Origin of the sequence: uncultured Modestobacter sp., from assembly GCF_947486615.1 — a bacterium.
Classification (GTDB): domain Bacteria; phylum Actinomycetota; class Actinomycetes; order Mycobacteriales; family Geodermatophilaceae; genus Modestobacter.
On sequence record NZ_CANKUD010000010.1, the window covers coordinates 123786 to 138182 of the forward strand.

At 74.7% G+C, this 14397-nt stretch carries 14 protein-coding genes; all 14 read right to left on the bottom strand.

Annotated elements, in window-relative coordinates; all coding sequences use genetic code 11:
• Positions 1 to 6: 6 nt before the first annotated feature.
• The 14 genes from efp to Q1A09_RS17720 all read right to left on the bottom strand — a co-directional run bounded on the left by efp (position 7) and on the right by Q1A09_RS17720 (position 14387).
• Entirely contained in the window at positions 7 to 567 is a 561-nt protein-coding gene (efp, locus tag Q1A09_RS17655; RefSeq protein ID WP_222193658.1) for an elongation factor P, read from the bottom strand.
• A complete protein-coding gene (locus tag Q1A09_RS17660; RefSeq protein WP_299957848.1) occupies positions 568 to 1674 on the bottom strand; it encodes a Xaa-Pro peptidase family protein in 1107 nt (368 codons plus the stop codon).
• The gene (gene aroQ / locus Q1A09_RS17665; RefSeq protein ID WP_299957851.1) at positions 1671 to 2105 is read right to left on the bottom strand and encodes a type II 3-dehydroquinate dehydratase; all 435 of its coding nucleotides are present in this window, start codon (positions 2103 to 2105) and stop codon (positions 1671 to 1673) included. Before aroQ ends, Q1A09_RS17660 begins: the two co-directional genes overlap by 4 nt.
• Positions 2102 to 3229, bottom strand: coding sequence for a 3-dehydroquinate synthase (aroB, locus tag Q1A09_RS17670; protein WP_299957854.1), 1128 nt, complete (start codon positions 3227 to 3229; stop codon positions 2102 to 2104). Before aroB ends, aroQ begins: the two co-directional genes overlap by 4 nt.
• Positions 3226 to 3756 (bottom strand): shikimate kinase, encoded by a 531-nt coding sequence (locus Q1A09_RS17675; RefSeq protein ID WP_299957857.1) that lies wholly within the window; start codon positions 3754 to 3756, stop codon positions 3226 to 3228. Before Q1A09_RS17675 ends, aroB begins: the two co-directional genes overlap by 4 nt.
• Positions 3753 to 4946, bottom strand: a complete 1194-nt coding sequence (aroC, locus tag Q1A09_RS17680) for a chorismate synthase (RefSeq protein WP_299957860.1) — start codon at positions 4944 to 4946, stop codon at positions 3753 to 3755. The genes Q1A09_RS17675 and aroC overlap by 4 nt, the downstream gene beginning before the upstream one ends.
• A 61-nt stretch (positions 4947 to 5007) precedes the next feature.
• The gene (locus Q1A09_RS17685) at positions 5008 to 5655 is read right to left on the bottom strand and encodes an A24 family peptidase (protein WP_299957863.1); all 648 of its coding nucleotides are present in this window, start codon (positions 5653 to 5655) and stop codon (positions 5008 to 5010) included.
• Positions 5656 to 5666: 11 nt separating this feature from the next.
• Positions 5667 to 6491 carry a shikimate dehydrogenase gene (locus Q1A09_RS17690; RefSeq protein WP_299957982.1) on the bottom strand — a complete coding sequence of 275 codons (825 nt, stop codon included), beginning with the start codon at positions 6489 to 6491 and terminating at the stop codon, positions 5667 to 5669.
• A 1-nt stretch (position 6492) separates the two neighbouring features.
• Positions 6493 to 8679, bottom strand: coding sequence for an endolytic transglycosylase MltG (mltG, locus tag Q1A09_RS17695; RefSeq protein WP_299957865.1), 2187 nt, complete (start codon positions 8677 to 8679; stop codon positions 6493 to 6495).
• On the bottom strand, positions 8676 to 9170 hold the full coding sequence (gene ruvX / locus Q1A09_RS17700; protein ID WP_299957868.1) for a Holliday junction resolvase RuvX: 495 nt from the start codon (positions 9168 to 9170) through the stop codon (positions 8676 to 8678). Before ruvX ends, mltG begins: the two co-directional genes overlap by 4 nt.
• 300 nt (positions 9171 to 9470) lie before the next feature.
• Entirely contained in the window at positions 9471 to 12140 is a 2670-nt protein-coding gene (gene alaS / locus Q1A09_RS17705) for an alanine--tRNA ligase (protein ID WP_299957871.1), read from the bottom strand.
• An 82-nt stretch (positions 12141 to 12222) separates the two neighbouring features.
• Positions 12223 to 12510, bottom strand: a complete 288-nt coding sequence (locus Q1A09_RS17710) for a hypothetical protein (protein WP_299957874.1) — start codon at positions 12508 to 12510, stop codon at positions 12223 to 12225.
• Entirely contained in the window at positions 12510 to 12935 is a 426-nt protein-coding gene (locus Q1A09_RS17715) for a DUF948 domain-containing protein (RefSeq protein WP_299957877.1), read from the bottom strand. The genes Q1A09_RS17710 and Q1A09_RS17715 overlap by 1 nt, the downstream gene beginning before the upstream one ends.
• A gap of 117 nt (positions 12936 to 13052) precedes the next feature.
• On the bottom strand, positions 13053 to 14387 hold the full coding sequence (locus Q1A09_RS17720) for a replication-associated recombination protein A (protein WP_299957880.1): 1335 nt from the start codon (positions 14385 to 14387) through the stop codon (positions 13053 to 13055).
• Between the last annotated feature and the right edge of the window lie 10 nt (positions 14388 to 14397).

Consider the following 14397-nt stretch of genomic DNA (forward strand, 5'->3'; position numbering starts at 1 on the left):
GCAGCATCAGCTGACCCGGCCGAGGTAGCGGCCGTCGCGGGTGTCGACCTTCAGCTTCTCGCCGGTGGTGATGAACAGCGGGACCTGGATCTCCGCGCCGGTCTCCAGCGTCGCCGGCTTCGTGCCACCGGTGGAGCGGTCGCCCTGCAGTCCCGGGTCGGTGTGCGACACCACGAGCTCCATGGTCACCGGCAGCTCGACGTACAGCGGGGTGCCGTCGTGCACCGCCACGATGACCTCGGTGTTGTCCAGCAGGTAGTCCGCGCCGCCGCCGACGGTCACCTCGGGCACGTAGATCTGCTCGAAGGTGTCGCCGTCCATGAAGACGAAGTCGGTGCCCTCCTTGTACAGGTAGGTCATCGAACGCTTGTCGACCGTCGCCGTCTCGACCTTGGTGCCGGCGTTGAAGGTGCGGTCGACGACCTTGCCCGAGAGCACGTTCTTCAGGGTGGTACGGACGAACGCCCCGCCCTTGCCCGGCTTCACGTGCTGGAAGTCGGTGACGGTCCAGAGCTGACCGTCGAGGTTGAGGACGATGCCGTTCTTGAGGTCGTTGGTGGTAGCCATCTAGAGGACCAGCAGTTCCTTGCTCGTGAGGGTCAACAACTCGGGCTCGTCGTCCGTGACGATCAGGGTGTCCTCGATCCGGACACCGCCGTGGCCGGGCAGGTACACCCCGGGCTCCACGGTGACGGCCATGCCAGCGGCCAGGGTACCTGCGCCCAGGGCCGAGATGGCCGGAGCCTCGTGGATCTCCAGCCCGACCCCGTGCCCGAGGCCGTGGGTGAAGTGCTCGCCGTGGCCCGCGGCGACGATGACGTCGCGGGAGGCGGCATCGACCGCGGTGACGTCCGCGCCGACGGCGAGGGCCGCCCGGCCGGCGGCCTGGGACTCCTGGACCAGCTGGTAGACCTCGCGCTGCCAGTCCGCGGCGTGGCCGAGCACCAGGGTGCGGGTCATGTCGGAGTGGTAGCCGTCGACGGTGGCGCCGAAGTCGAGCTTGAGGAAGTCGCCCTCGCGCAGCTCGGTGCCGTCGGGTCGGTGGTGCGGGATCGCCGAGTTGGCGCCGGCGGCCACGATCGTCTCGAAGCTGGGTGCCTCCGCGCCGAGGGCGAGCATCCGGGCGTCGAGCTCGCGGCCCACCTGCAGCTCGGTGCGCCCCGGTCGCAGCGCCCCCTCGGCGGCGAGCTCGGCCAGCGCCTGGTCGGCGACCGCGCAGGCCCGGCGCAGGGCCTCGACCTCGCCGTCGTCCTTGATCGCGCGCAGCGTCTCGACCGTCCGGCGGACGCTGACCAGCTCGACGGCGGAGCCGCCCTCGCCGATCAGCCGCTCCAGGCCGCGCAGCTCGTCGACGGTCACGACGTGGGACTCGAAGCCCAGCCGGGTCGCCCCACCGGCCAGCGCGGCCCGGGCCAGCGCCGGCATCGTGCCGCGGTCCACCAGCACCTCGACGTCGGGGACCTGGCTCGCCGCCTGCGTGGTGTACCGGCCGTCGGTGCCGAACAGGTCGCGACCGTCGGTGCGCAGCAGCAGCCCGCCGTTGGAGCCGGTGAAGCCGGTCAGGTAGCGCACGTTGAGCAGGTTGGTGACCAGGACGGCGTCCAGGCCGTTCGCGGCCGCGACCTGGCGCAGCCGCTCCCGCCGGGCGGCCTCGCGCGAGGTGTCCCGGGTCATCGGACGCCCTTGCCGGCCAGCCAGCGCAGCGCCAGCTCGTAGCCGGTGACCCCGAGTCCGACGATCGTGCCGTCGGCGACGGCGGAGACGTAGGAGTGGTGCCGGAAGGCCTCGCGGGCGTGCACGTTGCTGATGTGCACCTCGACCACCGGCGCGGTCACCGCGGCGAGCGCGTCGCGCAGCACCACCGAGGTGTGCGACCAGCCGCCGGGGTTGATCACCACGGCGTCCCCGGTGTCGGTCGCGGCGTGCACCCAGCCGAGCAGCTCGGCCTCGGAGTCGGTCTGCCGGACGACCACGTCCAGGCCCAGCTCGCGGGCGGCCGCACCGATCAGCTCGACCAGCTCGGCGTGCGTGGTGGAGCCGTAGACCTCGGGCTCGCGGGTGCCGAGCCGGCCGAGGTTGGCGCCGTTGAGCACCTGGACGGTCATCTGTTCTCCTCGTTCGGTGGGGCGGCGGGGTGGGCCGAGGACACGTGGGCTTGCGACACGGCGGCCCAGGCGGCGTCGAGCCAGGCCTGGTCGGGGTCGGTCAGGATCGTCGGGGCGCGACGCCCCGGGTTGCTCAGCCCGTCGAGGACGACGAAGCGCAGCGAGGCGCCGCGGGCCTTCTTGTCCAGCCGCATCACCGACTGCAGCTGCGGCCAGTCGCCGCGGTAGCTGGTCGGCAGGCCCATCGCGGCGATCAGGTCGCGGTGCCGGTCGGCGTCGGCGCGGGACAGCCGGCCGGCCTGGGCGGCGAGCTCGGCGGCGAACACCAGCCCGACCGCGACGGCCTCGCCGTGCCGCCAGCCGAAGTCCTCGACCCGCTCGATGGCGTGCCCGAGCGTGTGGCCGTAGTTGAGGAACTCCCGGCGGCCGGTGTCGTAGAGGTCCTCCCCCACGGCGTCGGCCTTGACCTGGACGGCGCGGGCGATCAGCTCGGCCGTGTCGCGCCGGCCGGTCGGGTCGGCTGCCAGCAGCTCCAAGATGCGGTCGTCGGCGATGAGCCCGCACTTGACCACCTCGGCCAGGCCGGCGCGGAACTCCGCCTCGGGCAGCCCGGCCAGGGCGTCGGTGTCGGCGAGCACCGCGGCCGGCGGGTGGAAGGCGCCGACCAGGTTCTTGCCCGCGGCGGTGTTGATCCCGGTCTTGCCCCCGACGGCGGCGTCGACCATGGCCAGCAGGCTGGTCGGCACCTGCACGACGCGGATGCCGCGGGTCCAGGTGGCGGCGAGGAAGCCGGCCAGGTCGGTGATCGCTCCCCCGCCAACGCCGACGACGGCGTCGGAGCGGGTGAGCCCCAGCCGGCCGAACTCCTCCCAGGCGCCGGCGGCGACCTCGGCGGTCTTGGCCGCCTCGCCGTCGGGGACGACCACCGCCTCGGCGGCGATCCCGGCCTGCTGCAACGTCTCCACCGCGGCACCCGCGGCGGCGGCCAGCGAGCGGCTGTGCACCACTGCGGCCCGGGCGGTCCCGTCGAGCACCAGCCCCAGCTGGGACTGCACGCCCGGGCCGATGAGCACGTCGTAGGGGCGGTCCCCGGCGACGGTGATCCGGTGGACGTCGGCGTTCACGGGGCCTCCTGCCCGACGGCGGCCAGCACGTCGGCCACTACCTCGTCGACGGACCGCCCCCCGGTGGCGACGGTCAGCGTGGCCACCTCCGCGTAGAGCGGGGCGCGGGCCTCCAGCATGGTGCGCAGCATGGCGCGCGGGTTGACCGCCAGCAGCGGCCGGTCCCGGGAGAGGCCCACCCGCTTGGCGGCCGAGGACACGTCGACGTCCAGCCAGACCACCGCGCTCCCGGTACGGCCGTGGGCGACCAGCAGCGCGCGGGTGGCCGCGCTGGTGACCGCGCCACCGCCGAGGGCCAGCACGCCGTGGTGCTCGGCGAGCGCCCGGGCGACCGCCTGCTCCTCGAGCTCGCGGAAGTGCGGCTCGCCGTGCTGGACGAACAGGTCGGCGATCGACTCCCCCGTCGCCGCTTCGACGTCGACATCGGTGTCGCGGAAGGACAGCCCCAGGGCGGCCGCCACAGCCGTCCCCACCGTCGTCTTGCCCGACGCCGGTGGGCCGACGACGACGACCGACGGGCCGGTCACCGGTAGGTCAGCGCGTCGAGGTAGCCCTGGACGTTCCGGCGGGTCTCGGGCACGGAGTCGCCGCCGAACTTCTCCAGCACCGCGTCGGCCAGGACGAGGGCGACCATCGCCTCCATCACCACGCTGCCGCGGGGCACCGCGCAGGCGTCGCTGCGCTGGTTGATCGCGACCGCGGCCTCGCCGGTCGCGGTGTCGATGGTGGCCAGCGCGCGGGGCACGGTGCTGATCGGCTTCATGGCGGCCCGGACCCGGAGCACCTCGCCGTTGGTCATGCCGCCCTCGATGCCGCCGGCCCGGTCGGTGCGCCGGGAGAGGTTGCGTCGTCCGTCTGCGGAGCCGTCGACGTCGATCTCGTCGTGGGCGACCGAGCCGCGCCGGCGGGCGGTCTCCAGCCCGTCCCCGACCTCGACGGCCTTGACCGACTGCACGCCCATCAGCGCACCGGCCAGCCGGGAGTCCAGCCGCCGGTCCCAGTGCACGTGGCTGCCCAGGCCCGGCGGCAGCCCGTGGACGACGACCTCGATCACCCCGCCGAGGGTGTCGCCGGACTTCCGGGCGTCGTCGATCTCGGCGACCATCCGCTCGCTGGTGGCCGGGTCGGCGCAGCGCACCGGGTCCTCGTCCAGCTGCGGGTTGTCCTCCGGCCCCGGGAGCACGCCGTCGGGCACGGAGACCGGGCCGATGCCGACCACGTGGCTGATCACCTGGACGCCGAGCACCTGGTGCAGGAACTGCCTCGCGACCGTCCCGAGCGCGACCCGCGCCGCGGTCTCCCGGGCGCTGGCCCGCTCCAGCACCGGCCGGACGTCGTCGAAGCCGTACTTCTGCATGCCGGCGAGGTCGGCGTGCCCGGGCCGGGGCCGGGTGAGCGGGGCGTTGCGCGCCTGGCCCTCCAGCACCTCGGGGTCCACCGGGTCGGCGGACATCACGCTCTGCCACTTCGGCCACTCGGTGTTGCCGATCTGGACGGCGATCGGCCCGCCCTGGGTGACCCCGTGCCGGACGCCGCCGGTGAGGGTGACGACGTCCTCCTCGAAGCTCATCCGCGCGCTGCGGCCGTGGCCGAGCCGGCGGCGGGCGAGCTGGCCGTCGATGTCGGTGGTCTGCACCCGCACCCCGGCGGGCAGCCCCTCCAGCAGTGCGGTCAGCTGCGGACCGTGCGACTCGCCTGCGGTCAGCCAACGCAACATGCCGGGGAGTCTAGGAGGTGCCCCCGACATCCCTCGCGTGCTCGGGAGGGGCGGCAGCCGGCTACAGCGGAGCGACGAGGGCCAGCGCCACGCAGGCCCCGAGCAGCAGGGGCGGGCCGAAGGCGATCGCGGTGCGCCACCCCGCCCGCCCGAGGGCGATGAGCAGCAGCGAGCCGAGGGCGCCGATCAGCAGGCCGGCGAAGACCCCGGCCAGCAGCACCCCCCAGCCGACCCAGCCGAGCACCAGCCCGAGCAGCGCGAGCAGCTTCACGTCCCCACCGCCGAGGCCCGACGGCTGTACCAGCCGGACGGCGGTGCCCAGCAGGTACGCCGCAGCCGCCGCAGCGACGGCGCGCAGCAGGGCACCCCAGCTGTCCAGGACGACGGCGTCGGCCAGCAGGGCCAGGACGCAGCCACCCACCGCCGGTCCGGTGACCCGGTCGGGCAGCCGGTGCACGGCCAGGTCCACCCCGGCCAGGACGACGGCCGCCGCGCCGACCCAGGCGAACGCCAGCGCGGCCGGCCGGGCACCGGTCAGTGCCGGGGCAGCGGCCAGCACGGCACCGGCCAGCAGCGCAGTGGTGGCCACCCGGGTGGTCGAGGGCCGGGCGGCCGGGTCACGGCCGGCCAGTCGCACCGTGACCGCGGCCAGCCACGGGCCCAGCAGCAGGCCCGCGGCAGCGCCCACGGCGACGAGCAGGCCGGTCACCGGGAGCGGGGTCAGGCGTCCAGCGCGGCGCGCATGGCGGCGATCGGGGCAGGGTGGCCGGTCATCAGCTCGACCTGGGCGGTGGCCTGCCAGAACAGCACCTCGAGGCCGCTGATCGAGTCACCGCCGGCCTCCTCGACGCGGCGGGCCAGCGGGGTGGGCCAGCCGGCGTAGAGCACGTCGAGCACCAGCTGGCCGGGCCGCCAGGCCAGCTCGGCGACCGCGGGCTGGCCCTCGGCCGGCACGGTGCTCACCACGACCGGCGCGGCGACCGCACCACCGGCCGCCAGGCGCTGCACGTCGACGGCCACGCCCAGGGTGTCCAGCACCCGCACGACGTCACCCGCCCGCGCGGGCTCCCGGACGACGAGGTCCACCTGGCGGGCGCCGAGCGAGGCCAGCGCCACCGCCGCAGCGGCCGCTGTCCCGCCGGCCCCGAGGACGGCCGCGTGCTCGAGCTGGTCGACCCCGCCGGCCTGCAGCGCGGTGCCCACGCCGGCCACGTCGGTGTTCTCCGCCCGCCAGCCGCCGTCGTCCGTGCGGACCAGGGTGTTCGCGGCGCGCAGCAACCCGGGCAGCGGCTCGACGACGTCGGCGACCGCCACGGCGGCCCGCTTGTTGGGCATGGTGACCGAGAACCCGCGCCACTCCGGGCCCAGGCCGGCGAGCAGCACCGGGAGGTCCTCGGCGCCGACGTCCAGCGCGTCGTAGCTCCAGTCGGTCAGGCCCAGGGCGGCGTAGGCCGCCCGGTGCAGCACCGGGGACAGCGAGTGGCTCACCGGCCGGCCGAGGACTGCTGCCCTCCGGCCGGCCGGTGAGCCGGTTGCGTTCGTGATCTCAGTTCCCCGGGTTGTCCCGCAGCCACTGCTGGAACAGCAGCACGTTCTGCTGGTGCTCGGCCCCGGTGGCGGCGAAGCGGGTCTCCCCGGTGTCGGGGTCGACGACCACGAAGAAGCGCCAGTCGCCCGGGGTCGGGGACTGCACCGCACGCAGCGCCTCCTCCCCGGGGTTGTTGATGGCCCCCGGCGGCAGCCCGACGTGGTAGTAGGTGTTGTACGGCGAGGGGTTGGCGCGGTCCTCGGCCGTCGTGGTGATGCCGCCCTTGTCGTTGGCGTAGTTCACCGTGGTGTCCAGCTGCAGCTTCATGCCGTCGGCCAGCCGGTTGTTGAGCACCGTGGCGACCTTGCCCATGTCCTCGATCGACCCGGCCTCGGCCTGGACGAGGCTGGCCTCGGTGAGCACGCTGAGCCGGTTCTCCACCGGGATCTGCAGCTCGGTGAGCACCTCCTCGGTGCGCGCGACCATCCGGCTGAGCACGTCGACCGCGGTCTGACCCGGCTCGACGTCGTAGGTGGCCGGGAAGAGGAACCCTTCCAGCAGGCCGTTGGCGTAGGCGGGGAGGCCCAGGGCGGCGGGGTCGGCCGCCGCGGCCTGCAGCTCCTCCAGCGACAGCCCGCCGTTGTCGGCCAGCAACTGCAGCGTCTGGTCGACCGTCCGGCCCTCCGGGATCGTCACCTTGGTGACCATCCGTGAGGCGGGGTCCAGCAGCAGGTCCAGCGCCGCCTGGCCGGACATCTGCGACCGGAGCCCGTAGACGCCCGGCTGGATGCCGGTGGCGGCGGGGTTGGCCGCCGCTGCGTCGGCGAAGGGCTCCACCGAGGCGATCACGTCGGCCTCCACCAGCGTGTTGCCGATGGCGCGCAGCGAGTCGCCGTCGTTGACCCGGATCTCCACGGCGCCGGTGCCGGTGCCGGAGTAGTCCTCGGCCACCGGGTTGATGGTGCGCCACAGGTAGAGCCCACCGAAGGCCAGCCCGCCGATGATGCCGAGCAGCACCAGCAGGGAGATGGCGACGGTGATCGGGCCGCGGCGCTTGCGGCCGCCACCGGACCGCCGACCGCCGCCACGCCCCCCGCCGCCACGGCCCCCGCCACCACGTCCCCGGCCGCCACCCGAGTCGCCGCCGTGACCGTCGTCGTGGTGGGCGTCGTCGTAGAGGTCGTCGTGGTGCTGGTCCTCCGGGTGACCACCGATGACCTCGAGGCCGCCGGTCTGGTCGAACACCCCGGCACCCGTGGCCGGGCCCGGGTCGTCGTGGTGCGGGTCGTCGTGGTGCGGGTCGTCGTGGTGCCGGTCGTCGTGGTGCCTGTCGTCGTGGTGCCGGTCGTCGGCGTACCGGTCGTCGTGGTGCCGGTCGTCGGCGTACCGATCGTCGGCGTACCGGTCGTCGCCGTACCGGTGATCGCGCTGCTCGGCGTACGGCTGGGCCGCGCCGTGCACCTCGGTGGCCGGCTCGTCGTCCCGGTCGCGCGCGGAGGTGCCCGGGACGTCGGTGAACAGGGCTGCCAGGGAGCTGCCCGCGGCTGCCTGGGGAGCCGCGTCGGCCGCGGCTCGCTGCGGGGCGGACAGCCACCCCGGGTCGGTGTCGGTGTCGGCGAACCGGTCGGCGACGACGCGGTCGGCGATGGTCGGCTCGACGGCCGGGCGCGGCGGCGGCACGAGCCGTCTGTCCCCGGGACTGCGGTCGTCCCCGGTCAGGAGCGGGACGGCCGGCGGTGCGGCGGGCATCTCGGCGGTGGCCGGCGCCGCAGCGGTCGGCGGGGCCCACGCGCGGGCGGCCGGTGCGGCGGGCAGGGCGGGGCCGCGGAGCCGGGCACCGTCGTCACCGACGCGCCCTCGGCCGGTCGAGGCGGCACCGTGGGTCGGGCGGTCGATGCCGAACGCGCTCACGTCGAGGCCGGCGGCGGCCAGCCCGACGTTGGCGATGCCGGTGGCCTCCAGCCCGGTGATGCCGACGTCGGCGACGTCCACCGCGGGACGGGACAGGACCCGGACGCCGGCGGCATCGGTGTCCGGGGCGGAGCGACGTCCACGCCGCGGCCGCAGGGTGGCGTCCGCCGCGGTGTCCGTCGCCACGGCGGAGCTGGACCAGGCGGCCAGCATGTCGGCGGCGGAGCGGCCCGTGCCGTCGGCGTCGGGCTGTGCGTGGCGGCCGCGCGGGCGCGGCTGGGTCGGGTCCGTCACGAGTGGCGCCCCCTCGAGTCAGTGCCAGTGCGCGAACGCCCGTCGAGGTGACTCTGCAGGATGACCACCGCAGCCGCCTGGTCGATCACCGCGCGCTGCCGGCGGGCATCGATGCCGCCTGCGCGCAGATGACTCGTTGCGGTCACGGTGGAGAGCCTCTCGTCGACGAGGTGCACCGGGACGCTCCCGATGCGACTGGCCAGGGCTTGAGCGTATGCACTGGCATCTCTTGCCGAGGCGCCCGACGCTCCGTTCAGGTGCGTTGGCAAACCCACAACCACCTCCACCACCTCTTCTGTCACAACCAGCTCAGCGAGGCGGTTCAGGTCGCTCTGGTCCTTGGCGCGACGCAGCGTCACGAGCGGGCTGGCCAGGGTGCCGGTGGCGTCGGAGAGCGCGACCCCGACGCGCACGGTGCCGACGTCGACGCCGAGCCGTCGGCCGGGGGTCCACCCCTGCGTTGCGGCACCCGCGACGGGATCACTCGTCATCGCTGCGGCTCGCCTCCTCGTCCGGGGGTGGTCCCGGGCGCACCGGTCGGCGCGCTCCTGCACCGGGCACCCGGGGCGGGTAGCCGCCCAGGTCCAGGGCGCCAGTCTCCGGCTGACCCGGCCCGGCCGGCACGTCGGACGGTCCGTCGACCGGGGTCGGCGCGGGGAGGGGGAACGGCACGCGCTCGGTCCGGTGCGCACCGTCAGCGGCCCCGCCGCCCGGGCGCCCGGTCGGCGGCACGGGTGGGCGGGTCACCTGTGCACCGACCGGGCCGGTGCCGGGACCGGGGGCCTCGTCGGTCATGCGCCGGCCGCGCCGACGGCCTGCTCGGCCGCGGCCAGGGCAGCGGGGATGCCGTCGGGGTCGGTGCCCCCGCCCTGGGCGACGTCCGGCTTGCCGCCGCCGCGCCCACCGACCGCGGGCGCAGCCGCCTTGAGCAGGTCGTTGGCCGAGAGCCCGCGCTGCTGCGCCGCCGGGTTGACCGCAGCGATCAGCGCGACCTTGCCGTCGGCGGCCGACGCCAGCACGACCGCTGCCGGGCGCTCCCCGAGCCGGCCACGGACGTCCAGCGCCAGGCTGCGGAGGTCGCCCCCGGAGAGACCGGACGGCGACGCGGTGACCACCGCGACCCCGCCCACCTCGCGGGCGCCGGCCGCCAGGTCACCGGCGGCGGCCACGGCGTGCTGGGCACGGAGGTCGGCCAGTTCACGGTCGGCGTCCCGCAGCCGGGCGATCATGCCGCTGACCCGGTCGGTCAACCCGTCCTGCGGCGTCTTGAGCAGGTCGGCCAGCTGCCGGACCAGGTCGCGCTCGCGGGCCAGGTAGCGGAAGCCCTCCAGACCCACGGCGGCCTCGACCCGGCGCGCGCCGGAACCGACCGAGCTCTCCCCGGTCAGCGCCAGGGTGCCGATCTGGGCACTGCCCCGCACGTGCGTGCCACCGCAGAGCTCACGGGACCACTCGCCGCCGATCTCCACGACCCGGACCTGCTCGCCGTAGGTCTCCCCGAACAGCGCCAGCGCGCCGAACTCCCGCGCCTCGGGCAGCGTCATGTACAGCGCCCGGACCGCGTGGTCGGCGCGGACGGCGGCGTTGGCGACGTCCTCGACGTCGATCCGCTGCTGCGCCGAGAGCGCGCCCTGCCAGGCGAAGTCCAGCCGCAGGTAGCCGGGGCGGTTGTAGGAGCCGGACTGCAGCGCCTGCGGGCCGAGCACCTGGCGCAGCGCGGCGTGCAGCACGTGCGTGCCCGAGTGCGCCTGGCAGGCCGAGAGCCGCCACTCGCGGTCGACCTGTGCGGTGAGCTCGGTGCCCGCGCGCAGCTCGCCCTCGAGCACCCGCACCTGGTGGGCGACCAGGCCCTTGACCGGGCGCTGCACGTCGATGACCTCGGCCCGGCCGCCGTCCCAGGTCAGCTCGCCGGCGTCGGCGACCTGACCACCGGACTCGGCGTAGAACGGCGTGCGGTCCAGGACGACCCGGGTGACCGACCCCGGACCGACGACCGGCTCGCCGTCGGTGTCCTCCTCGTCGACCACGCCGAGGACCCGGGAGTCGGTGTGCAGCGTGTCGTAGGCCCGCCAGTCGGTGGGCCCGTGCTCGGCCAGCAGCCGCCGGTAGGCCAGCACGTCGACCGCGCCGGTGCGCTTGGCGCGCGCGTCGGCCCGGGCGCGGTCCCGCTGCTCCTTCATCAGGGCCCGGAAGCCCTCCTCGTCGACGCTGACGCCCTGCTCGGCGGCCATCTCCAGGGTCACGTCGATCGGGAAGCCGTAGGTGTCGTGCAGCGAGAACGCCTGCTGACCGGAGAGCGCCGGGGTGCCGGCCGCCTTCGCCTGGCCCACCGCGGTGTCGAACAACGCCGTCCCGGCGGTGAGGGTGCGCCGGAACGCCTCCTCCTCGGCGTAGGCGATCCCGGAGATGCGGGCGAAGTCGGTGGCCAGCTCGGGGTAGCTGGGGCTCATCGCATCGCGGGAGACCGGCAGCAGCTGCGGCAGGGTGGCCTCGTCGACGCCGAGCAGCTTCATCGAGCGGACGGCGCGGCGCAGCAGCCGGCGCAGGATGTAGCCGCGCCCCTCGTTGCCCGGGGTCACGCCGTCGCCGATGAGCATCAGGCCGCTGCGCACGTGGTCGGCGACCACCCGCAACCGGACGTCGGCGTCGTGGTCGGCGCCGTAGCGCACCCCGGCGAGCTCCGCCGCCCGGTGCAGCACCGGCGCCACCTGGTCGATCTCGTACATGTTGTCGACGGCCTGGAGCAGGAAGGCCACCCGCTCCAGGCCCATGCCGGTGTCGATGTTCTTCTTCGGCAGGTCGCCGAGGATCGGGAACTCCTTGCCCTCCCCCGGCCCCCGCTCGTACTGCATGAAGACCAGGTTCCAGATCTCCAGATACCGGTCGCCGGTGGGATCGGCCTCGGGACCACCGCCGGGGCCGTAGGCCGGCCCGCGGTCGTAGTGGATCTCCGAGCAGGGCCCCGCCGGGCCGGCCGCGCCGGTGGACCAGTAGTTGTCGTCCTTGCCGCGGCGCTGGATGCGCTCGGCCGGGACGTAGGCGCGCCAGGCGTCGAACGCCTCGTCGTCGTCCAGGTACACCGTCGGCCAGATCCGCTCGGGGTCCAGCCCCAGGCCGCCGTCGGCGACCGCGCCGGTCACCAGGTCCCAGGCGAACTGGATGGCCTCGGCCTTGAAGTAGTCGCCGAAGGAGAAGTTGCCGTTCATCTGGAAGAACGTGCCGTGCCGGGTGGTCTTGCCCACCTCCTCGATGTCGAGGGTGCGGACGCACTTCTGCACGCTGGTGGCCCGCGGGAACGGCGCGGGCTCGCGACCGGTCAGGTACGGGATGAACGGCACCATCCCGGCGACGGTGAACAGCAGTGAGGGGTCCGGCGACACCAGCGAGGCGCTGGGGACGACGGTGTGCCCGCGCTTCTCGAAGTGCTCCAGGAAACGGCGGCGGATCTCGGCGGTCTGCATGCGGGTGCTCTCGGTCCTTCAGCGCGGGGTGGGCTCAGCGGTGCCCGGAGGGGTGGGCTCAGCGAGGCCCGGAGGTGATGGCTCAGCTGTCCGCGGCGTGCGCGCCGCGGCGGGTCGGCAGCGCGACCTGCGAGTTGTCGGGCAGCGGTGCGTCCAGCCCGGTGCCTGCGCGCAGCTCGTCCTCCCGGACCGCGGCGGCGGCCCGGACGTCGGCACCGAAGTCACCGATCGCGTCGGCCAGGTCGCGCAGACCGTCGGCGAGGTTGCCGGCCATGCTCTGCGGGGTCAGCTTCTCCGCGGTCTGGGACAGCTTGCGGACGACGAGCACCCCGATGGTGATGCCCATGGTCAGCCAGAACAGCCGGCGCATCAGGCGGCCCGCCGGGCGGCGCGACGGGCGCGGCGCTCGTCCTTGGCCGACTGCTGCGCGGACGCCAGTGCAGCTCCCTCGCGCTTCTTCTTCGCCGCGCTGCGCACGCCGTAGCTGAACGCGGCGACCTTGATCAGCGGGCTGCCGAGGGTGGCGGCGAACACGCTGGTCAGCGCGGCGACGTTGCTGGAGACGTTCGCGGCGTTGCCGGTGATGTCGTCGACCCGCTCGAGGTTGGCGTTGACGTGGGTGACCGTCGTCGACGCCTGGCTCAGGATCGGCTGGCTCTGCTCCCGGACCTGGCGGATGGTCAGCGTCGTCTCGTCCAGGGTGCGCCCGAGCTTGAGCAGCGGCACCGCCACCAGGACCACCAGCAGCACCAAGGCACCGGCTGCGATCAGCCCGGCCCACTCTCCTGCAGACACTCGAGGGTCCCCTTCGTCGTCTCGTGCACGTCGCCGGTGACGGTCCACCGGTCGGGCAACCCTAACCGCCGGCACCGACACCGGGCGCTGCCGTTCGCCGACGGCGACCGTCGCGACTCAGCCGCGGCGGCGGACGATCGCCCGGAGCTTGGCCAGCCGGGCGCCGATCTGGGCCTCGACCCCGCGCCCGGTCGGCCGGTAGTAGTCCTTGCCCACCAGCGCGTCCGGCGGGTACTGCTGCGGGACGACGCCGTCGGGGTGCGCGTGCGGGTAGACGTAGGTCTTCCCGTGGCCGAGCTTCTTCGCCCCGGCGTAGTGCGCGTCGCGCAGCCCGGCGGGCACCGGCCCGGCCAGCCCGGCGCGGACGTCGGCGACCGACTCCCCCATCGCGGTGGTGATCGCGTTGGACTTGGGCGCGGTGGCCAGGTGGACGACGGCGTGCGCCAGCGGGAAGTGGCCTTCGGGCATGCCGATGAAGGCGACCGCGTCGGCGGCGGCGACCGCGGTGAGCAGTGCGGTCGGGTCGGCCATGCCGATGTCCTCGCTGGCCGAGATCACCAGCCGGCGGGCGATGAAGCGCGGGTCCTCCCCCGCCTCCACCATCCGCGCCAGGTAGTGCAGTGCGGCGTCGACGTCGCTGCCCCGGATGCTCTTGATCAGCGCGCTGGCGATGTCGTAGTGCTGGTCACCGGACCGGTCGTAGCGCACCGCGGCCTGGGCGACGGCGGTCTCCAGGGTGGCCAGGTCCAGCACGTCGGAACCGGCCGCCCGGGCCGCACCGGCGCCGCTCTCCAGGGCGGTCAGCGCCTTGCGGGCGTCACCGCCGGCCACCCGCAGCAGGTGCTCCTCGGCCTCGGCGGTCAGCGTCACCGCGCCGTCCAGACCGCGCTCGCTGGTCAGCGCCCGGCGGAGCACGGTGCGCACGTCCTCGTCGTCCAGTGACTGCAACGCCAGCACCAGGCTGCGGGAGAGCAGCGGGCTGACCACGGAGAAGAACGGGTTCTCGGTGGTGGCGGCGATCAGGCTGACGATCCGGTCCTCGACCGCGGACAGCAGCGAGTCCTGCTGGGTCTTGGAGAACCGGTGCACCTCGTCGATGAACAGCACGGTGCGCCGGCCGGCGTGGGTGAGCTCGCGCTTGGCGTTGGCGATGACCGCGCGCACCTCCTTGACCCCGGAGTCCAGCGCCGACAGCTGCACGAAGGAGCGCTGGGTGGCCAGCGAGATGACGTGCGCCAGCGTCGTCTTCCCGGTGCCTGGTGGGCCGTAGAGCACCAGCGACATCGGCTCGTCGGCCTCCACCAGCCGGCGCAGCGGGGCGCGCGCACCGAGCAGGTGCTGCTGCCCGACCACCTCGTCCAGCGACCGCGGACGCATCCGGACGGCCAGCGGCGCCCCGGGGTCGACCGGCGGCGGCCCCTCCTCGGGAGCGGGGTCGAACAGCGACGTCACGGTTGCGAAG

Excerpts from the sequence above, each read along its gene's own strand:
- ruvX (WP_299957868.1), bottom strand. The coding sequence starts at position 9,170 with ATGACGAGTGATCCCGTCGCGGGTGCCGCAACGCAGGGGTGGACCCCC.
- aroC (WP_299957860.1), bottom strand. The coding sequence starts at position 4,946 with ATGTTGCGTTGGCTGACCGCAGGCGAGTCGCACGGTCCGCAGCTGACC.
- aroQ (WP_299957851.1), bottom strand. The coding sequence starts at position 2,105 with ATGACCGTCCAGGTGCTCAACGGCGCCAACCTCGGCCGGCTCGGCACC.
- efp (WP_222193658.1), bottom strand. The coding sequence starts at position 567 with ATGGCTACCACCAACGACCTCAAGAACGGCATCGTCCTCAACCTCGAC.
- Q1A09_RS17710 (WP_299957874.1), bottom strand. The coding sequence starts at position 12,510 with ATGCGCCGGCTGTTCTGGCTGACCATGGGCATCACCATCGGGGTGCTC.
- Q1A09_RS17660 (WP_299957848.1), bottom strand. The coding sequence starts at position 1,674 with ATGACCCGGGACACCTCGCGCGAGGCCGCCCGGCGGGAGCGGCTGCGC.
- alaS (WP_299957871.1), bottom strand. The coding sequence starts at position 12,140 with ATGCAGACCGCCGAGATCCGCCGCCGTTTCCTGGAGCACTTCGAGAAG.